We start from the raw sequence: 18,052 nt of genomic DNA, 5'->3' as shown, positions 1-18,052 counted from the left end.
AGATGGTTCTGCACCTAAAGTGGGAAATCACATTTGCAGATCATGATTGCGCGTAGTCAATGTAGAACTGGAAAAATCCCAATTGCTACACTGCCGACGTAACATCTTAGTCATTTCCGCTGGATACCACCAAATTGGGCGCTATTAATTGACACTTATCCACAAGCGCTATCACTTCAATCACTTCCGCCACATAGCTAACGTTTTCCACAGGCAATTTCGCCGGTTTCCCCACCTATCGCCATGTGCAGCTAGATCTAAAACTATGGCTACTCATGTTTCTACCGTCGCTGCTTGTCGACGTTTCATACAGTTACTGTTTCCAGTTTTCATTGTCGTTTCTGCCTGGCAGTTCTTCGAAGCACCCACAACCATGGCGCAATCACCTGGTGTGTTGGCCTCACGCCCGACAATCGATAGGACCTTCGTCAATCCCATCTCAGGCACCGATCAACCACCACGCGTTCTGCGCGGCTTCGATAAGCCCGAACACGATTGGCTGCCGGGACATCGAGGGGTGGATCTTGAAGCCCCGGTGGGACACCCCATATATGCCGCTGGCGCTGGAACGGTCTTATACGCAGGCTTACTGGCAGGAAGACCCACAATCAGTATTGAACATGCCGGTGGGTTGCGCACCACCTATCAACCGGTATTCCCGATAGTCACAGTCGGCGATACAATCCAGCGAGGCCAAAAAATTGGGCAACGTGCCCCGAGCACCGATGGCGATGACGGGTTACATTGGGGTGCCAAGTACGGGCAACGCGACTACATTAACCCATTGTCACTACTAGCCGCACCGATAATCCGCCTTAAGCCCGTGGATGCGCCTGCTTAAACGCCTGGCTCAGCCGCTCAGTGCTGACATGGGTGTAAATCTGGGTTGTTTGCAACGACGAATGCCCCAAAAGTTCTTGCACCACCCTAAGGTCCGCTCCCCCGTCCAACATGTGCGTTGCTGCTGTGTGCCGCAGCGCATGTGGGCCTAAAGAATCAATGCCAGAGTTTCGTGCCGCCGCAGCGACAATATCGCGGACCACCCGTGGATTGATTCGGCCGCCGCGTGAACCCACAAACATCGCGTCGGTGGCGGGCTTTCCGGTAGCCAATAATGCCGGACGCCCAAGGCTCATCCAATTCTCGATTGCGGAATGCGCGGCCGTCCCAAATGGAACCACACGTTGCTTATCCCCCTTACCGGTGACGGTGACCACTCGACGCGACAGATCAAGGTCATTGAGATTAATTCCGCATAATTCCGACACGCGGATCCCGGTGGCGTATAACAATTCCAGCATCGCGACATCCCGCAGGTATTCGGGCTCTTTCTTAGCAACGGGTGCTGACATCAATTCATCTGCCGCTGTTTTCGACACGACGACGGGCAGCTTCCGACCAATCTTCGGAGTAGCTAAGCGGGCAGCAACGTCTTCCGATAAATAACCATTCCGGACGCTCCATTTACTAAAAGCGCGTGCCGCAGCTGTACGACGAGCAAGGGTGCTGCGCGATTTCCCATCCGCGACTGCCCCTACAAGCCAAGTACGCAGATTGGCCAAGGTGAAACCGTCGAAGCTGTCCGCGACAGTCGCAAAATCCGATAGGTCGCTTCGGTAACCCCGCACGGTTGCTGGCGATCGCCCGACCACCAGCTCTAGGTATTCAACGAAGTCTTCTATAGCTTCAGATAATTGAGATGAGGGTGACGCGGAACTTCGATTCCGCGTCACCCTCAGTTCTGACTCACCCATAGTGCATAACCTTAATGCCTTAATAGATCGTCTCTAAAGACCACCACGGCTAGTCTTTCAAGGGAACCAGCCCAGAACCCTTTGCGAAAGACTTAATTAGGCTTGCCTACCCAATATTAACGAGCATACATCCAATCCGCAAGGAGACTTATGTCACATCCTTTTTGGAGGTTTAGTTCGTCTCGTACCGCACTCGCAATCCAAGATGCTGCCGGAAACAAGCTTTCAATGGCTAGTCATTCGTCAGCCTTCCTCCGACGCCACCCGTTTCCTACCCGCTCAATCAATCCTTGGCGGGATAGATCCATCAGTAAGAATACGGTCAGCTTCACCGGCAACCCAGCGCCCTGAGCAATTTCCGATGAATCCATGGAATCGGGGCCAGTGACGTCAAAAACCCGCATTTCGTTGCGCGATAGCTTTTGAACAGGAGAAGCCGCAAAATCTATTTCATATTGGCCACCGACATCCACTTCTCCGATTTTCGACACCATCTCCCGCACTTCCTCCGCGGAACACACCATCTCAGCATCGCCTCTACGGATGCGCTCGTGACAGCCCAGCGAACCAGTAGTTGTGATCGGCCCCGGAACCGCCATGGCTACTCGGCCGAATGCTGCCGCCCAGCTTAATGTATTCAATGCTCCCGAACGCCACGCCGCCTCGGTCACCACCGTACCTTGGCTCAGCGCGGCTACCAGTCTGTTTCGGGTGAGAAACCGGTGCCGTTGTGGGCTTAATCCGGGCGGGTATTCCGAAACTATGGCGCAGTTAGGCCGTGATGCCACGGTTTGAAACAACCCCGAGTTCTTAGCCGGGTAGTGTTTATCCAGACCGCACGCCTGCACGACAATCGTGCTGCCGCCCCGGGTTAAGGCTTCCGAGTGAACGACGGTATCAACTCCCAATGCTCCGCCGGAGACCATGGTGTATTGGTGCTCCAATAACCCAGCCGCGATCATCCGAGTTGCCTGAACGCCGTAGTTACTCACGGCTCGGGTACCAACAATCGCTACCGAATGACTGCTCAGTTGCCGCAGATTACCGCCCCGCACCCATAACGCATGGGGTGCCACAGCGTCTGACTGATAACTTCGCGTGTGCTCACTACATCCGCTTGCCGCAAAACCGAAAGCGGAATCAAAAGCCTCGACTGGCCATTCGTCATCGTCTGGACAGATCAATCGTCCACCGACGCTTTGGGCTATCGCCAAGTCCTCATCTGCCCGATCCCAGGTGTATCTGGTTTCAGTTTCCGCCAAGAGCGAACCAATCCACCCCTCCCGACGTCGCACCGCCTGCGCTATCGCTTCGGGCTGACGTCCGGCGTCGAAAAGCTGCTGGAGGTTTCTACTCGGCCCTTCGATCACCCGCGAAAGGTACGCCCATGCGCGCCGCCGCTCATGCGTCATAGTGCCACGTCCTCTCGTAACTCAAGAGCACGAGCAACATGATCCAGCGTCGGCGCTGCCACGCAGTCAAGATCAGCCAAAGTCCAAGCCAGTTTCAGCGCCCGGTCCACGCCGCGCTGAGTAACATCGCCGTGAGCGAGATAGCTCTCCAGCATGGCCATGCCAGCATCATCTGCTGGGAAATGACGCCGGATGATCGCCGATTCCATAGCGGCGTTCGTGATCGCGCCAAAACCTGCAGTTTCCCATCGCTGACGTGCGCGGTTTCGGGCTTCGGCTACGCGCTCGGCAATCGCGGCCGAACATTCCGAATCGGCATCGCCACGCAGCGGGCCCTTCGAATAGGTACGGACGAAAATATCGATACGATCGCGCAATGGCCCCGACAGATTATCCAGGTATTTCACCCGTACCGCACCGGAGCAGGTGCATTCCGTTGGGGTTTCAGCCCCGCATCGGCAGGGGTTGGCAGCCAGAACTAATTGAAACCGCGCTGGGAAAACAAAAGTTCGGTGCGATCGTTGCAATCGCACGACACCATCTTCCATTGGCATCCGCAACTGGTCGAGCACCCGGGCGGGGATTTCCGAAACTTCATCAAGAAACAGCACCCCATTATGTGCCAAACTCACCGCACCTGGCAGCGGATTTCCCGCCCCACCACCCAGCAACCCCGCGGTGGTTACGCTATGGTGCGGTGCGATAAACGGCGCGGTTGACACCACGTTGTTGGCTAATCTGCCCGCTATAGAATGCACAACGGTGGATTCAATCGTTTCCTCGGTGGTCAGCCGGGGTAGCAACGTTGGAATCCGCTCAGCGATCATCGACTTTCCCGAGCCACCCGGCCCAATAAAGAACACATTATGTCCGCCGGCGGCAGCAACCTCCGCAGCAAACTTCGCCTCTGGTTGCCCAGCTATTTGGTTCATGTCCTTTGCTGGGGTCGGCGCGTCGTGCACAGCGGATTGCTGCTGGTGTTGTGCGCACCATTGCTGCGGAGTAGCGAGATTCGCGTCGTTACTCAACCACTCCATGATCTCCGTTATCGATTCGGCAACAAAGACCGTGATACCGGTGGCGATGATTGCTTCGGGGCTATTCGCAGCAGGAATAATCACTGTCTCCACTTGGCTACGTGCGGCGGCCAACAATGCGGGTAACACCCCGGGGACTGCCCGAAGCGCCCCATCAAGGGCGACTTCGCCAAGAATCATGGTGCGCTCAAGCACATGGTAATTCCAAGTGCACGACCGAGTGGTGCTGAGAATTGCCACGGCGATTGCCGCATCGAAATGAGTTCCGGTTTTTGCAAGATTTCCGGGCAATAAGCTCACGATAACCTTGGTTTTCGGCCAGCTCAATCCGGAATTTACCGCAGCGGTCCTGATCCGATCACGCGCTTCTAGCACCCCGGTAGCGGCTTTTCCCACGATATGTGTACCGGGTAATCCCGCGCCCACATTGGCTTCCACTTCCACAATGTCGGCGTTCACACCATTGAGCGTCATGGACAGTGTTTTAGCAAGCACCACTATCAACTCCCTGGTACCAGTCGATTTCATGAGTGGTGGTGCGGTTTAAGGTGATGGCTATGACGTCGAAACGCACATCTGTCCACGGCTTGTCCCGCAACCACAAAGCGGCGGAGCGCCGCATCTTCCGCAGTTTGCTGGGGCTGACTGCCTCGGCATTTCCATAATTGCTGCTTGTCCGGGCTTTTACTTCGACGAATACGATTGCGCCCGTCGGGCTTTGCGCAATCAGATCCAATTCACCAGCCACGTACCGGACGTTGCGGGCTAAGATTGTGTAATTGCGACTTAACAGAAACTGGGCTGCGATATTTTCACCGGTCTCCCCTATGTCACGGTTGTGGCTATTACGTACTACGCCAATGGGTGCATGCACCATGGTTTTCACGTCCTTCTACTTGTGCTTGTACTGCGGCGCTGTTAGGCGTCGACAAGCGAATGGTTTGTGTACTTCCACGGTGCGATAGTTATGAAGTTTTCTCTAGCGATTTCATGCAATAAAACACCAGGTGTGGAATTCGCATCGTGCTACGGTTTCCACACCTGGTGTTTTAAGAATCTGCGCGATTTTTACGGCCGATATATTCTACTCCGGAATGACCAAATCTGGCTTGTCCAATTCTTCGATATTCACATCCTTGTAGGTAATGACCCGAACGTAACGAACAAAGCGCACAGATCGGTACATGTCCCATACCCACGCATCCGACATACGGACTTCGTAATAAACATCGTTTCCTTGGGTATGCGGAATCAGCTCAACCGCGTTTGCCAGGTAGAAACGGCGTTCCGTTTCCACTACATAAGAAAATTGGCTCACCACGTCACGGTACTCGCGGTATAAACTCAGCTCGACTTCGGCCTCGTAGTTTTCGAGTTCCTCTGCACTCATCGAAGGCACCCTCCATGGTTTATGGTTGCGTCAATTCTTGCTCAAGCCACAGGTTATGCGCGGTGGCTACATTTGCATAACTATAACGATGAACCGGGCTGGCACCATAACGGCGCACCGCATCCATGTGTATTTTTGTGCCATATCCTTTGTGTTTGGCAAAGCCGTAGCCCGGAAATTCGACGTCTAAATCGTGCATGAGTTCATCCCGCGAGTGTTTCGCCAGCACAGATGCAGCTGCGATACACCGGGCAGCTGCATCCCCACCAATCATGGGCAAATATGGCACGGGAAAGCCGTCGATCGGCAACGCATCGGTTAAAACGTACCCCGGTTGAATCCCGAGACGGGCCACCACCCGGCGCATTCCGGAAACATTGGCATGTTGAATACCAAATGTGTCTATGTCGGCGGCGGAAATATGCAGAATGGAACAGGATACGGCGTGTTTTTGTATCAATGGAAACAACCTAGCGCGTTGTGCGGCTGATAGTTTCTTGGAATCGGTCAGCTCCGCTAGTTCGTCGATAGGCTTCGACGGCAGAATACATGCAGCTATGGTGATCGGCCCGGCGCAGGAACCCCGTCCGGCTTCATCAACACCAGCGACGGGGCCGAGCCCTGCTTTCTCCAGCGCCACCTCGTATGTGCGCTGTTGTTTGAGCCTGCGCACTGTCCGCCACCCTTACTGTTTTCTTCTTCCGCTGTGCTTTTCGACGCCACCTCCTGCAGCCGGTGGCATGACCCTACTGCTGAATGTCCGGATCTGCGACGGTTCCGAGGCGGCTTAGTGGGAAGAAAATAGCCTGAACTTTACCTTTCACGTTGTCAACCGGAATGGTGCCCTGAAATTCGTCGCCCAGATGGTACCGGGAATCAGCGGAATTGGTGCGGTTATCGCCCATCATGAACAGGTTGCCTTCGGGAACCGTGACTGGTCCGAAGTACATGCCACCGCAGGCTTCGGAACCAGTAGCCGTATCGATCGTGTACTGCGTCGGCTGCAGAGTGAAGGAATCGTCAACTTTTTTGCCGTTGACCATAATCCCTGGGTCGTTTTCCAAACACTGAACGGTTTGCCCACCAGTGGCGATCACGCGTTTAACAAGGATGTTTTCATCGGGCGCGACAAACCCCACATAGGAGCCGAGGTTTTGCAGGCCCCGAATTACTGGGTTTTCGGAACGCTGCGAACTAAAGCCCATGTTCCAGGAATCAGTTCCGGAGAACACCACCACATCGCCCGGTTTCGGATCGTTAAACGCATAGGTGATTTTCTCCACTACGATGCGATCGCCCACGCACCCTGCGCACCCATGCAGGGTCGGCTCCATGGACTGGCTCGGAATCATATACACCCGGGCGATCAGTGCTTGAAAAATACCAACAAAAATGATCGTAACCAGCACCACCGCGGGGATTTCGATGTACCACGGCATGGGCTTTTTCTCATCGTCACCTTTGGTTGGAGTCTCGTGCACTTCGGACTCAGTGTCGCTGGGATCGTTGTTAATTTCGTAATTCTCCTGCTGATTCACAACCAACGAGCTTAGCAGCAAGCATCAAGAAAACCACCAGCGAAGGTGATATGGGGTTTCGTAAAATTCGGCGCATTCGGGAGCGCAATTAAAACTAAACGGTTGCACCCAACCAGTGCCGCACTGGCCCACTGGCTTACGAAGAAACCTATCGGGCAAAAGCAAAACCGGCCGTCGGGTTGTATTCAACGCCCACGGCCGGTGGTAAGTGGTGATACACCACTTAGTTTTGGCAAAGCGGAAAAAATTAGCGCTTTTCCTTGATCTTGGCAGCCTTACCGCGCAGGTTACGCAGGTAGTACAGCTTCGCACGGCGAACTTTACCGCGGCTTACAACCTCGATCTTTTCGATGTTTGGGCTGTGAACTGGGAAAGTACGCTCAACACCGATGCCAAACGACATCTTGCGAACGGTGAAGGTCTCCCGAACGCCAGCGCCCTGACGGCGGATAACAACGCCCTTGAACACCTGGATACGAGACTTAGCGCCTTCGATAACCTTTACGTGCACGTCAAGGGTGTCACCCGGCTGAAAATCGGGAATGTCGTCACGCATGGAAGCTGCATCGACTTTGTCAAGAATGTTCATTGAACAAATTCCTTTTCTGATTTTAAGGAAAGAGGACCCTAGCGGCACTTCCCAATTGTGGGCGCTCGGCTGGTTCATATCCACTGCAAAATTCATGAAGGCTGGCAAAACCAGACAACCGCGAAATTATCCCACACACTATCGCCCCGTTTCAACTCCAAGCCCGATACAGTCACGAGCAATCCACGTCAGGGAGTAACAAGTTTTCTTGCTTGAGAGAACTCCGCAGCTTGTAGCACCTTATTAGTGAGCAACTCGACTGATTCAAAGAAAGCATGAGATTTTCCGCCCGTAAGCAATGAAAAGGTCGAGCAGGCATTGATGCACCGTCGTGTGATACAGCTCCAGAAAAGAGGGGTACCAGGCGGAACTCGACCCATGCGGGCTTAGGCGAGTGCTTTCTTGCTCATGATGGTGAATAGGTCGAGTACGCGGGTTTCACTTACCAAGACACTGGTTCCGGCGAAACCCTATAAGAATTTGCCGCAACTTGTAACTCCTTATTGGTGGGCAACTCGACTGATTCAAAGAAAGCATGAGATTTTCCGCCCATAAGCAATGAAAAGGTCGAGCAGGCATAGTGACGGGGAGGTTTTAAGCGGAGTCAGAGAACAATGCACAACCTCACAAGCGCCAGCTCGAACCAATCCAGTCATAAAAAATGTGTGCGTTACACCTCACCGGTGTCGAAAATTCTGGTGATTTCCTTCATCACAGTGGCCCTTTTAGGGCTACACTTAGACTCGTTTGTAACTTTTCTCCACGGGTGCCCCGAACACACGGGGCTGAGATTGCGCTGACGTTGCGCAAGACCGTCCGAACCTGTCCGGTTAGTACCGGCGAAGGAAGTGAGCAAGATTGCCCGACGTCGATCTTTCGTGTTATTTGGTCACTGGTGCCAATCCGTTGGAGACGGTTCGCCAAGCAAAACACGCAACCTGTATCCAAGTTCGATCCAAGCCCATTTCGGCCCGGGAACTATACGAATTATCAAAAGCGGTGTCCTTAGCAGCCCTCCCCCATCAAACAGTGCTTATCGACGACCGCGTCGATGTCGCAGTGGCACTGCGCGCTGAAGGTTACCCGATCGCCGGAGTGCACCTTGGCCAAGATGATCTCCCCGTTGCAGCTGCCCGCCGCATGTTAGGAGCCGACGCGATCATTGGTTTGACCACTGGCACGGCTGAGCTGGTACGTAATGCCAATGAGGTTGCTGATGTTATTGATTACATCGGTGCTGGACCGTTTCGCCCATCCCCCACAAAAAAATCCGGCAGGCCACCACTTGGGGTGGCCGGACTTGAAGAATTAGCAGCGCTTTCGCGCGTACCGGTGGTGGCAATCGGCGATATTTGGCCCGCCGATGTGCCCGCCATCATGCGCACCGGCGTGGCGGGTGTGGCTATGGTCCGGGCCTTCGAGCTGGAACCGGGGTTGGCATTATGATCACCGTGGTTGGTGCCGGAATCATTGGTTTATGCACCGCTTTTGAATTGGCGGATAGGGGCGAAAAAGTGCAAATTTTCGACCCCCATCCGACCAGCGGCGCCACAAGGTTTGCTGGCGGCATGTTGGCGCCGATCGCCGAAGTGCAGTTTCAACAAGACTTACTTTTTCCCCTCATGCTGCAGTCGGCTCAGCTGTATCCCGACTTAATCGCGCGGGTTCGTAAGTTTAGCGACCTTGACACCGGTTATGACACCAACGGAACGCTCGTAGTCGCAGCCGATCGCGCAGATGCCCAGCATCTTTCTGATCTCGCGCACTACCGTCCAGCGGGGTTTAATGCCGATGACATTGAAAGATTAACGGTCCGCGCCGCCCGCCGGTGCGAGCCACGCTTAAGTCCTGACCTTGCCGGGGTGGTGAGTATCCCCGGGGACCATCAGGTTTATCCTCGGCTTTTGGCCGCCGCATTACTGGATGCCTTGCGCAATCGCGGCGTTACGGTCGTCGAAAAGCAAGCGCCAGAAACCGACAATGCGATTATTTGCACTGGGCTTGGTGCCGCAAACCACGTACCGTTGCGCCCGGTATACGGTGATATTTTGCGGTTGGCGTGCCCCACCCCGCTCGTGTCCAAGGTCATCCGAGGCTGGGTCAACGATCGCGCGGTGTATATCATTCCGCGCCCGGACGGCGAATTGTGCATCGGCGCAACCTCGCGGGAGGATTCCCGCACCCGCCCTGCGGTCGACGGGGTTTATCAGCTGCTAAAAGATGCCATTCGCATCGTTCCCGGTATTGAGGAATGTGAACTCATAGAGGCAAGCGTCGGGGCGCGGCCCGGCAGCCCTGACGATCTGCCGTTTTTCGGCTGGCTGAGCGGCACCCACCAATTGTTGTCGAGCGGGTATTTCCGGCACGGAATTTTACTTGCAGCCTTGGCCGGAAAAACAGCCGCTGAGGTTTATCTCGGTGCAGAGATCCCCGCTCACTTCAGGGCTTGCGACCCGTACCGGTTTTCGCAGGATCCGTAAAACCCCTCGCCCCGTCACCTTATATGTAAGGAATTTCGACAGATGATAACAATAACCTTTAACGACTCCGCTGTGGAGACTAACGCAGCTACCATCGAACAATTAATTCAATCGGAAATCGGTTATAGCCACGGCGTTGCGGTTGCGTGCAATGGTGAGGTAATCCCGGTTTCGCAATGGGACGTAACCGAGGTCAAATCCGGCGACCGTATCGACGTTCTCACGGCGTTTCAAGGCGGCTAACCACATGAAAATCGCGGATAAAGAATTCACTTCAGCCCTGATTATGGGCTCCGGCGGCGCATCAAGCATGGATATGTTGGAAAAGTCTCTGGTCGCTTCGGGGACGGAAATGACTACCGTTGCCATGCGGCGTTTCGGCGCGGGCACCCCTATTTTTCCCATGCTGGAGCGGCTCGGAATCGCACCGTTGCCCAATACTGCCGGGTGCCGCACCGCCAGCGACGCCGTGCTCACCGCCAAACTTGCCCGGGAGGCGTTGCACACGAATTGGGTAAAAGTCGAGGTTATCGCCGACGAGGACACGTTACTGCCCGATGTCACGGAGCTTATCGACGCCTGCGAGCTGCTCGTCGCCGATGGGTTTACGGTTCTCGCCTACACCAGCGACGACCCCGTCACCGCAAAACGGTTAGAGGATGTCGGCGTTGCCGCGGTCATGCCGCTCGGGGCACCTATTGGCACCGGCTTGGGCATCTTGAATCCGCACAATATTGAACTGATCTGTTCCCGCGCGGAGGTTCCTATTCTTTTGGATGCCGGAATTGGCACCGCGTCTGATACAGCCTGGGCTATGGAATTAGGATGTGATGGGGTGCTGCTGGCTTCTGCTATCAATCGTGCACAAGACCCAGTAGCCATGGCGACCGCCATGAAGCACGCGGTTCACGCTGGGCTTTTAGCGCGCGATGCGGGTCGAATTCCGAAACGAGAACACGCCCACGCCTCCTCCCCTACGGAAGGATTGGTGTCATGGATGTGACGGCGGAGTTTGAACGCACCCGACGTCAGCGGCAATTGCCTAACTTCGATCAAGATGCTGTCGCCGGTGGCACTGTTATGGTCATCGGCGCAGGTGGCTTGGGGTGCCCCGCGTTACAAGCCCTTGCAGCTGCGGGTGTGGGAAAAATAACGATCGTTGATGATGACCTGGTTTCCCTCAGCAACCTTCACCGGCAGATTCTGTTCGGCGTATCCGACATCGGGCAACCTAAAGTAGACGTTGCGGCCCGTCAGCTCCGCCAGCTGCAGCCCGGGATCGTTGTTTCTACCTGTGATCGCCGAATCACAGCCGACAACGCGTTGTCGCTTATCGACGGCCACGACCTGGTGCTTGATTGCACGGACACCTTCGCCGCCAAGTATCTGATCGCCGACGCCTGCGAAATCTTGGAAATCCCACTCGTCTGGGGCACAGTGTTGGGCTTCAGCGCAAGCATGAGTGTCTTTCGCACTGGTGTTGTCCACCTTCGGGACGTGTTCCCAACCATTCCGGAAACGACCCAAACCTGTGCCACGGCTGGTGTTCTGGGCGCCACCACCGCAGTCGTCGGTTCGCTCATGGCAACGGAAGCATTGAAACTTCTCAGTTCGCTGCCCACCTGCATCGGAACCATAGTCACCTATGATGCCCGCACCACCACGATGAAGAACTTTAAGGTACGTCGTGACCCGGCGCGCACGATTCCAACGAGGCTTCCACACCACAACGAGATTGATATATTTGTTGATATTCGCGAACGAACCGAGCGGGAGTTGGACGTGAAAATTCCCGATTCTGTCCATGTTCCATCTTCGGCAGCCACCCAAGATTCTCTTGCATGTTTCTTTTCGCAACATCACGGAAAAATGTTGGGTGTTTTCTGCGCTTCAGGTACCCGCGCATTGCAGTTTATTCAGCAGTGGCAGGGACTTGCCGCTGAATGTGGTGTCACGTTAGTGGCCTTATAGTGATTGTTGTTATTAGCGATCAGACCATAATCCGATATTGTCTCGAGATTTCGACGAACTCTAGGATTTTTCAGTTTTCACTTAATTCAGCGTCAAACTTGCAAAGCCCCAGAGTTCGTCATGCAAATCTTCTTGTACATCACTGGTATCGCGCAGAAATATTGCTATCGTCAACCGTCATTGCGGTTTAGCGCTGGAATAGTTTCGCAATGTGCTGTGGGGTTATACCAAGATGTTGCATTGCTGCCACTATTATGGCACCGACTCCGCCTAGCACAGCGAAAATGATGCCAATAATTTCACCAGTACCTAACTTTGAGGAGTTCATCCCAGGGGTTGTAGTTGGCGGCATGGGTTTCGGTTGCGTTGACGTGGTTGTAGATTGTGTAGAAGTCGCCTGAGTCGATGTCCGTGGTACATCCTTGACAGTTAATACCGCAAACCCAGAGTACATCTTCTTCACGGCATTTTGTACAACGGCACGATATTGTGCCCCATCGACTGCGGTACCTTCACCTGCGGTGACCGTCAAAGTGGCATCTGTTGCACCTGGAATATCAACCCACTTGCCCGCATTAAGACGTTGCCATTGAATTAACGGTTTCGGTGTACCTTCAACCACTACGATGAACTCTGCTGTCTTACCAACCTCTACACTTTGATCTTTTGGCTGAGTAGTGATGGTAGGTGCTACTTTCGGCGCTGGCTTTTCCGCAGTATTTTGTGGAATTGGTTGTCCTTCGGGCAGATCTTTGAGTCGATTACCGAAGACCGCAAGGGGTTCGCGAGATTCAAACTTATTATGAGAAATGCGCAGGCTAGTTAGGTTATCAAATGCTGCCAATGGCGCCAGGGATTCTGGGTTAGTGATGAAATTGTGCGAAGCATCGAGCTTTTCTAGGCCCCTAATCTTGCCTAGCGGAGAAATATCGGCGATTGCATTATGGCTAACATTTAGCTCCTTGAGATATAAATAGTCCTTTAAGGTCGCCACACTTTCAATTTCATTATGGTCAACCTTCAAAATTCGAAGGTTCTCTTTATTAAGTGGAAGCCCATTGAGGTGAAATAGTTTATTGTTACTTAGTTCCAAACGGGTCAACGCAGGCAGATAAAGAATCTGATCAATATCAATGAGCTTATTGTTGTTAGCCTTGAGGTTGAGGAGTTCCGGTTGGTGTCCGATATCGCTGATGCTGGTCAAACCGTTTCCGGAAACATCAAGTTCTTTAATCTTCGTAAGGTCGCGAAGTGGACTTAAGTCGGTGACGCGCTGTTCAGCAAGAATCACGCGGCTTAGACGATGTGCATGTTGAAGGCCGTCAAGTGATCGGACTTTCTTATCCTCTTGTGTATTTCGCCCGTGACAGGGGAGGGTAAACAGTCGCTGAAGTGTTTTAGTTGTGATTGGCTCTTCAGTTTCTAACTCGAATCGAATGCATTTTTCCAATGCTGGGTCCAACGTTACTGGTTTATCTTCCAATTCCCCGTCGTCTGGCACGATATTGCGAGGGCGCAAATGATCGAACTTCTCTGGAAACAGCTTCCACAAGATCGGGTCTGGCCGCTCCCCTTCACTGCCAGAAATTTTGATTGTAGCCACGAAAGGCTCGCGATATTCACCTTGATAGAATCCGACAAGGTCATTTGCAAACGACGTGATCTTGGGTCGGAATGATGTCACCTGCAAGTACCCATCTTTCACCTCGGCTTTGAGGTCGGTCAATTCAAGCAACACTTCTTGAGTTTCATTGACAGCCTGACCTGGATTTGCCAAGGTTCCTGCAGATTTTCCGTCGACAAGCAACTGCTTCTTCTCAAAGTCGATGGTGGGGTTTGCCAAGGTCACATCAAGAATACCTCCATGATGTGTCCAATGAACTGAACCTGCGAAATGCAGTTTCTTTAGATTATTGAGATCCACTTGTTGGTTTTGTTTCAACGGCCACAGTAGATATTCGTTAAAAGGGTCAAGTTCTACTTGGTCGCGGGTTTCTTGATGGCGTCCAACATATTGCCGGAACGAACGCACCCAATCCCAGTTTGCTTTTCCTTCAGACAAAGTCACTTGTGGATGCGCTAGACGATCCACCCCCTCAGCAACAAATCCAAAACCTGGATTTTGCATGGAAGCGGCTACAGCCTCGTTTTGCAGCTCGATAGTGGTGTTTCCATTACCTGACGCTGACTCTCCTTGTAGTGGCTCTTGCGCGTTTTCGGCCGTAGTCTCGTCTAGGTGTGTTGTAGCAGGCTCTTCGGTAAGTGACGGACCGAGATCCGTCATTTCTCGGGTTGCAATCTCGGGCTCTGGCGTAGCGGTGATATTTTGGGCATTAACCGATGGATTCACCAGCGTTGAAATGATCGCTGTACAGAAAACGACAGACGCTTTTCGACGAATATTGAGTTTCACGAAATCTTCTTCCTCAAAACTTCAAAGTTTTCAAATTAGGCAGTTCCGCTGTTGAGGTACCATTTGTGATTGTGCCCCCATGCGGAAGTGCGACTAAAAAATATCATAAACTGAGACTAACCTAATTAAGATTAGGACCCCGCTACCCCCGCGGCAAATATTCGTTAAGGCTCATATTCAAAAAATATAGCCTAAAGTTGTTCTTAAAATTAGACTCAAGCTTTATAAAAAGACAGGGTTCCGCAGTACAATACTTCCCAAATCTTTAGGCTTTCGTCCATTTAGGAAACCCATATATGTCAGAAAAAAATACCACCCCCACACCTGGTTATCTAGTTCCCACAAAGCAAGTCCGGGTAACCGATCTACAAGGGCTAAAAGGCCAACGCCCGTGGGCGATGCTCACCGCCTATGATTACGCTACGGCCAGCGCCTTTGCCGCCGCTGGTATCGAGTGTTTATTGGTGGGCGATTCCGCCGCCAATGTGGTTTATGGTTACGATTCGACTACGCGCATCAGCTTCGATGAACTTGCCGTGCTTGCTGCCGCCGTGGTGCGGGGTGCCGGAAATGCTCTGGTTGTCGTCGATTTGCCGTTCGGTACCTATGAGGCAAGTGATGAGCAAGCTGTGCGTTCCGCGACGGAGATGCTGCACCGCACCGGTGGGCACGTGATCAAGATTGAGGGCGGCGTGCGGATGGCGTCGCGCATTAAGGCGCTCAAAGATGCGGGTCTCGCGGTGTGTGCGCATGTGGGGTTCACGCCGCAATCGGTGAGCGGTTTGGGTGGTTTCAAAGTACAAGGCCGGGGTGCGGCTGCCGATGCGGTTCGTGCCGATGTTGCCGCTGTTGTTGCTGCGGGTGCCGACATGGTGGTCTTTGAGATGGTTCCGGCCGAGCTTGCCGCGGAGATCACCGCAACCTGTCCGATTCCAACGATCGGCATTGGTGCTGGTGCGGAAACCGATGCCCAGGTTTTGGTGTGGCACGACATGGCGGGAATGTTCCCCGGCGCGCGCATTCCAAAGTTCGTTGAGGTGTTCGCCGAGGTTGGTCAGCAGTTACGTGATGCGGCAGCGAATTATAAGGAAGCTGTAAACAATAAGACTTTTCCTACCGCTGACCATACCTTTAGTTAGGTAACGGCTGCCCCTTTAGTCGTCGAAAAGCTCTCAGCGATTGCTTTTCGACGATTCCCGGCCCCGCACTATCTAACAGCTATTGGTGCTGCCTCGGCAGGAAAAGCAGAACCAGCACCAAAGCGCCCAAGCAGGCGGCAATCCAAACCGGCAACCCCAGTTGTTGGGATACAAGCATCATTACGATCAGGATGGTGCCAAGGATTTTTCTTGAAGTGCTCATCTGCCTCTCATTTCTTCCCGTGTCAGTGCCTCAAGCGGCAAGCTACGACAATCCCGCAATTTCCACCCATCATAGCAATTCGACTACCGCTAATCCCTGCGTTTAAAAAACAAGCACTTTCGGTTTTAAGTTGGGGCTTTACTTCTCTTCCCAGAACTCGCCATCTTCGTAAACAATGTAGCGCGCACCGAAACCATAAATAAGGTTGTATAGCCCCTCGTAAAACTGGCCATCCACAAAATACACATCACCATTGTCCGGAACAATAAAAATCCGACCCGAATGATCAATCAGCAGTTGGCGCTGATCCTGATTGCCGAACATACGAAGCGGCTGGTCCAACGGATTTTCCCATTCGTGGTCATGCCACAACTGGTTACTTGGCTCCCCGAATTCAAAAACACTGGTGAAATACGATGGGGCGTAACTCGGGCCGGAAAGAGGACTTATCGTCTCGCGCACAACATGTAACCCCCAAATTTCCCGCAAGAAATCTGTCACCTCATCAGGAAATGTTTCAAGGTCGTTGCTTAAATCTTCCTTCGCCACTTTTCGTTCCGGGTACCACCCCGATCGAAGGAGCAACTGATAAAAGTCCGAACTAATCCGATTCGGTTTTTCCATCACACGCGCACCTCTTTACTCACAACCCGACAAGCTCATGGTGGCCGCGTATCACATTGAACAATCCTTCATAGAAAGTTCCCGGAATGCGGTGTTCGGCGCCATCAAGCGACCTGAGGGTGAAAGCGCCGTGCTCGTCGATAAGCATGGTGTGTTTATCTGCAACCCCCAGCACAAACTTATCCCCAGCACGCTCCGCCGCCGTATCTATGGCACCAAACTCGAACCGGCGATGTACCATCACCTCACGCCCCGAAGACCTGTACCCAAGTATCTCATTCACAATGGTTAAACCCCACAAATTTTGCACAAACCAGCGAACGGATTCTGCTAAAGAATCACACCAAGTTCCGCTGATTTGGCGATGGGATCTCCACCCAGATTGTCTCAGCAATCGGTGAAAATGGGGATCAATATTGTCAGGCAAAAGTTCGAACCGCAACGTATGTGGATTGAGATGAATGAGCTGATCGCTAAGCATCTCCACCACACCACAATCAAGGTGGTAGCCAATCACCTCACCCGCGGCATCAAAGCTCGCCCACAGAGAATGCTTTGAATTGGTGGAATCTAGGAGACTAAACGCAATCGACGTGTCTACCACCCCACACCCGTCAAGGGATTCCGTCAGCATATCCCCACGCCACCTAGCATCAACAAACCCTAAAACACCCGTCTTTGGGTAAACCGCAGCGTCGCGAAAACCGACACACTGCGGGTCAAAATACTCAATGATTCCGAAACGGGCAATGGGTGCGGAAGAAAAGACGACGCTTAAGTAGGCAACCTGAGACGACTGAGGATTTTCAAGTTCGTGGGCGAAGGTGGCCACCACGCGGTGGGAACCATTCGGTGCAGGCAACTCCACGCCGCTGCCCTGACTCTCGTCCCCACTACCCAGATCGCACGCGAGGACGCCACCACTGGACACATCAAGCGAGCCGATTTCACGGGGCCCAAGCGCATACCCTGTTCGCTGTTCTTCGTTTCGCTTCACACACCACTGCGGTGGCACCACATGATTGTTTAACGGGTAAAAGTCGAAAAGATAATTGAGGTTTATGGGTGCGGCCACCACAATGCCATTCCTTCGTCCTTATGTACAAACACTCCCGTCTTTGGGGAGTGTTGAAGGCTCCAACACATTTTGGTTTCGGAATTTTTCCTATCGTCCATGATAGAAAAACAACTGGTCTATGGGTGCAAAAATAGGAAAAACAATAATTGTCAGACTACTTGTGAATGGTTTCTAGGAAGGATTCATGAGTATGGAAGTTCATGTTGTGGCTTCGTCGTTTACCCCCGCGCAGCAGCGTGAGATTGCGTTGTGTTATGTGAAGCTGGGGCGGGGTGAGAAGACTCCTTATGCTGAAAGTTTAGGGCTGCAGCCACATGTGATTCGGAAGTGGATTTCCGCTTTAGCTGATGCAATAATTGTCAGACTACTTGTGAATGGTTTCTAGGAAGGATTCATGAGTATGG

Annotated in this window: 20 protein-coding genes and 1 riboswitch; of the genes, 8 read left to right on the top strand and 12 right to left on the bottom strand. The window is 53.0% G+C overall.

The window, feature by feature from the left end; translation table 11 throughout:
- Positions 1-265: 265 nt before the first annotated feature.
- Positions 266-841: a M23 family metallopeptidase gene (locus Q4D85_RS04350; RefSeq protein WP_303198472.1), complete on the top strand. Its 576-nt coding sequence runs from the start codon at positions 266-268 to the stop codon at positions 839-841.
- On the opposite strand, the gene Q4D85_RS04345 is transcribed toward Q4D85_RS04350, so the two are convergent.
- The 8 genes from Q4D85_RS04345 to rplS form a co-directional block, all read right to left on the bottom strand.
- Entirely contained in the window at positions 816-1,754 is a 939-nt protein-coding gene (locus Q4D85_RS04345) for a tyrosine recombinase XerC (RefSeq protein WP_303198470.1), read from the bottom strand. The genes Q4D85_RS04350 and Q4D85_RS04345 overlap by 26 nt on opposite strands.
- Before the next feature lie 236 nt (positions 1,755-1,990).
- Positions 1,991-3,166: a DNA-processing protein DprA gene (dprA, locus tag Q4D85_RS04340; RefSeq protein WP_303198469.1), complete on the bottom strand. Its 1,176-nt coding sequence runs from the start codon at positions 3,164-3,166 to the stop codon at positions 1,991-1,993.
- A complete protein-coding gene (locus tag Q4D85_RS04335) occupies positions 3,163-4,701 on the bottom strand; it encodes a YifB family Mg chelatase-like AAA ATPase (RefSeq protein WP_303198467.1) in 1,539 nt (512 codons plus the stop codon). Before Q4D85_RS04335 ends, dprA begins: the two co-directional genes overlap by 4 nt.
- Entirely contained in the window at positions 4,688-5,080 is a 393-nt protein-coding gene (locus Q4D85_RS04330; protein WP_303198465.1) for a YraN family protein, read from the bottom strand. Before Q4D85_RS04330 ends, Q4D85_RS04335 begins: the two co-directional genes overlap by 14 nt.
- 207 nt (positions 5,081-5,287) lie before the next feature.
- Positions 5,288-5,593 carry a DUF2469 domain-containing protein gene (locus tag Q4D85_RS04325; RefSeq protein WP_047262293.1) on the bottom strand — a complete coding sequence of 102 codons (306 nt, stop codon included), beginning with the start codon at positions 5,591-5,593 and terminating at the stop codon, positions 5,288-5,290.
- A gap of 19 nt (positions 5,594-5,612) precedes the next feature.
- Positions 5,613-6,266 carry a ribonuclease HII gene (locus tag Q4D85_RS04320; protein WP_303198463.1) on the bottom strand — a complete coding sequence of 218 codons (654 nt, stop codon included), beginning with the start codon at positions 6,264-6,266 and terminating at the stop codon, positions 5,613-5,615.
- Positions 6,267-6,339: 73 nt separating this feature from the next.
- On the bottom strand, positions 6,340-7,074 hold the full coding sequence (gene lepB / locus Q4D85_RS04315; protein WP_303198598.1) for a signal peptidase I: 735 nt from the start codon (positions 7,072-7,074) through the stop codon (positions 6,340-6,342).
- Between the two features lie 304 nt (positions 7,075-7,378).
- On the bottom strand, positions 7,379-7,720 hold the full coding sequence (gene rplS / locus Q4D85_RS04310; protein WP_303198461.1) for a 50S ribosomal protein L19: 342 nt from the start codon (positions 7,718-7,720) through the stop codon (positions 7,379-7,381).
- 752 nt (positions 7,721-8,472) lie between these two features.
- A riboswitch (TPP riboswitch) is annotated at positions 8,473-8,586 on the top strand.
- On the opposite strand from rplS, the gene Q4D85_RS04305 reads away from it, so the two are divergent.
- The 5 genes from Q4D85_RS04305 to Q4D85_RS04285 all read left to right on the top strand — a co-directional run bounded on the left by Q4D85_RS04305 (position 8,579) and on the right by Q4D85_RS04285 (position 12,171).
- Positions 8,579-9,166, top strand: coding sequence for a thiamine phosphate synthase (locus tag Q4D85_RS04305; protein ID WP_303198459.1), 588 nt, complete (start codon positions 8,579-8,581; stop codon positions 9,164-9,166). It overlaps the preceding riboswitch by 8 nt.
- Positions 9,163-10,200, top strand: coding sequence for a glycine oxidase ThiO (thiO, locus tag Q4D85_RS04300; protein WP_303198458.1), 1,038 nt, complete (start codon positions 9,163-9,165; stop codon positions 10,198-10,200). The genes Q4D85_RS04305 and thiO overlap by 4 nt, the downstream gene beginning before the upstream one ends.
- A gap of 42 nt (positions 10,201-10,242) precedes the next feature.
- Entirely contained in the window at positions 10,243-10,443 is a 201-nt protein-coding gene (gene thiS / locus Q4D85_RS04295; protein ID WP_303198457.1) for a sulfur carrier protein ThiS, read from the top strand.
- A 4-nt stretch (positions 10,444-10,447) separates the two neighbouring features.
- Entirely contained in the window at positions 10,448-11,203 is a 756-nt protein-coding gene (locus tag Q4D85_RS04290) for a thiazole synthase (RefSeq protein WP_303198456.1), read from the top strand.
- A complete protein-coding gene (locus Q4D85_RS04285) occupies positions 11,194-12,171 on the top strand; it encodes a ThiF family adenylyltransferase (protein WP_303198455.1) in 978 nt (325 codons plus the stop codon). Before Q4D85_RS04290 ends, Q4D85_RS04285 begins: the two co-directional genes overlap by 10 nt.
- 187 nt (positions 12,172-12,358) lie before the next feature.
- On the opposite strand, the gene Q4D85_RS04280 is transcribed toward Q4D85_RS04285, so the two are convergent.
- Positions 12,359-14,584 carry an HtaA domain-containing protein gene (locus Q4D85_RS04280; protein ID WP_303198454.1) on the bottom strand — a complete coding sequence of 742 codons (2,226 nt, stop codon included), beginning with the start codon at positions 14,582-14,584 and terminating at the stop codon, positions 12,359-12,361.
- A gap of 296 nt (positions 14,585-14,880) precedes the next feature.
- Between Q4D85_RS04280 and panB the strand changes: the two genes are divergently transcribed.
- Positions 14,881-15,723 carry a 3-methyl-2-oxobutanoate hydroxymethyltransferase gene (gene panB, locus Q4D85_RS04275; RefSeq protein ID WP_303198452.1) on the top strand — a complete coding sequence of 281 codons (843 nt, stop codon included), beginning with the start codon at positions 14,881-14,883 and terminating at the stop codon, positions 15,721-15,723.
- A 79-nt stretch (positions 15,724-15,802) separates the two neighbouring features.
- On the opposite strand, the gene Q4D85_RS04270 is transcribed toward panB, so the two are convergent.
- The 3 genes from Q4D85_RS04270 to Q4D85_RS04260 all read right to left on the bottom strand — a co-directional run bounded on the left by Q4D85_RS04270 (position 15,803) and on the right by Q4D85_RS04260 (position 17,645).
- Positions 15,803-15,946, bottom strand: a complete 144-nt coding sequence (locus Q4D85_RS04270) for a hypothetical protein (RefSeq protein ID WP_303198451.1) — start codon at positions 15,944-15,946, stop codon at positions 15,803-15,805.
- Positions 15,947-16,084: 138 nt separating this feature from the next.
- Positions 16,085-16,570 carry an SUKH-3 domain-containing protein gene (locus Q4D85_RS04265; RefSeq protein WP_303198450.1) on the bottom strand — a complete coding sequence of 162 codons (486 nt, stop codon included), beginning with the start codon at positions 16,568-16,570 and terminating at the stop codon, positions 16,085-16,087.
- A 19-nt stretch (positions 16,571-16,589) separates the two neighbouring features.
- Positions 16,590-17,645: a hypothetical protein gene (locus tag Q4D85_RS04260; protein ID WP_303198449.1), complete on the bottom strand. Its 1,056-nt coding sequence runs from the start codon at positions 17,643-17,645 to the stop codon at positions 16,590-16,592.
- A 187-nt stretch (positions 17,646-17,832) separates the two neighbouring features.
- Between Q4D85_RS04260 and Q4D85_RS04255 the strand changes: the two genes are divergently transcribed.
- Complete coding sequence (locus tag Q4D85_RS04255; protein WP_303198447.1) at positions 17,833-18,033, top strand: hypothetical protein; 201 nt, start codon at positions 17,833-17,835, stop codon at positions 18,031-18,033.
- Positions 18,034-18,052 lie beyond the last annotated feature (19 nt).

This window comes from Corynebacterium sp., from assembly GCF_030532965.1.
Lineage (GTDB): Bacteria > Actinomycetota > Actinomycetes > Mycobacteriales > Mycobacteriaceae > Corynebacterium.
Note: the sequence above shows the minus strand (reverse complement) of the source record. Positions and strands in the feature narration are given on the sequence as shown.

Bases quoted from the DNA above. Each gene is read 5' to 3' on its own strand.
- Q4D85_RS04350 (WP_303198472.1), top strand. From the start codon at position 266: ATGGCTACTCATGTTTCTACCGTCGCTGCTTGTCGACGTTTCATACAG.
- Q4D85_RS04345 (WP_303198470.1), bottom strand. From the start codon at position 1,754: ATGGGTGAGTCAGAACTGAGGGTGACGCGGAATCGAAGTTCCGCGTCA.
- dprA (WP_303198469.1), bottom strand. From the start codon at position 3,166: ATGACGCATGAGCGGCGGCGCGCATGGGCGTACCTTTCGCGGGTGATC.
- Q4D85_RS04330 (WP_303198465.1), bottom strand. From the start codon at position 5,080: ATGGTGCATGCACCCATTGGCGTAGTACGTAATAGCCACAACCGTGAC.
- Q4D85_RS04325 (WP_047262293.1), bottom strand. From the start codon at position 5,593: ATGAGTGCAGAGGAACTCGAAAACTACGAGGCCGAAGTCGAGCTGAGT.
- rplS (WP_303198461.1), bottom strand. From the start codon at position 7,720: ATGAACATTCTTGACAAAGTCGATGCAGCTTCCATGCGTGACGACATT.
- thiO (WP_303198458.1), top strand. From the start codon at position 9,163: ATGATCACCGTGGTTGGTGCCGGAATCATTGGTTTATGCACCGCTTTT.
- thiS (WP_303198457.1), top strand. From the start codon at position 10,243: ATGATAACAATAACCTTTAACGACTCCGCTGTGGAGACTAACGCAGCT.
- Q4D85_RS04290 (WP_303198456.1), top strand. From the start codon at position 10,448: ATGAAAATCGCGGATAAAGAATTCACTTCAGCCCTGATTATGGGCTCC.
- Q4D85_RS04285 (WP_303198455.1), top strand. From the start codon at position 11,194: ATGGATGTGACGGCGGAGTTTGAACGCACCCGACGTCAGCGGCAATTG.
- panB (WP_303198452.1), top strand. From the start codon at position 14,881: ATGTCAGAAAAAAATACCACCCCCACACCTGGTTATCTAGTTCCCACA.
- Q4D85_RS04270 (WP_303198451.1), bottom strand. From the start codon at position 15,946: ATGAGCACTTCAAGAAAAATCCTTGGCACCATCCTGATCGTAATGATG.
- Q4D85_RS04265 (WP_303198450.1), bottom strand. From the start codon at position 16,570: ATGGAAAAACCGAATCGGATTAGTTCGGACTTTTATCAGTTGCTCCTT.
- Q4D85_RS04255 (WP_303198447.1), top strand. From the start codon at position 17,833: ATGAGTATGGAAGTTCATGTTGTGGCTTCGTCGTTTACCCCCGCGCAG.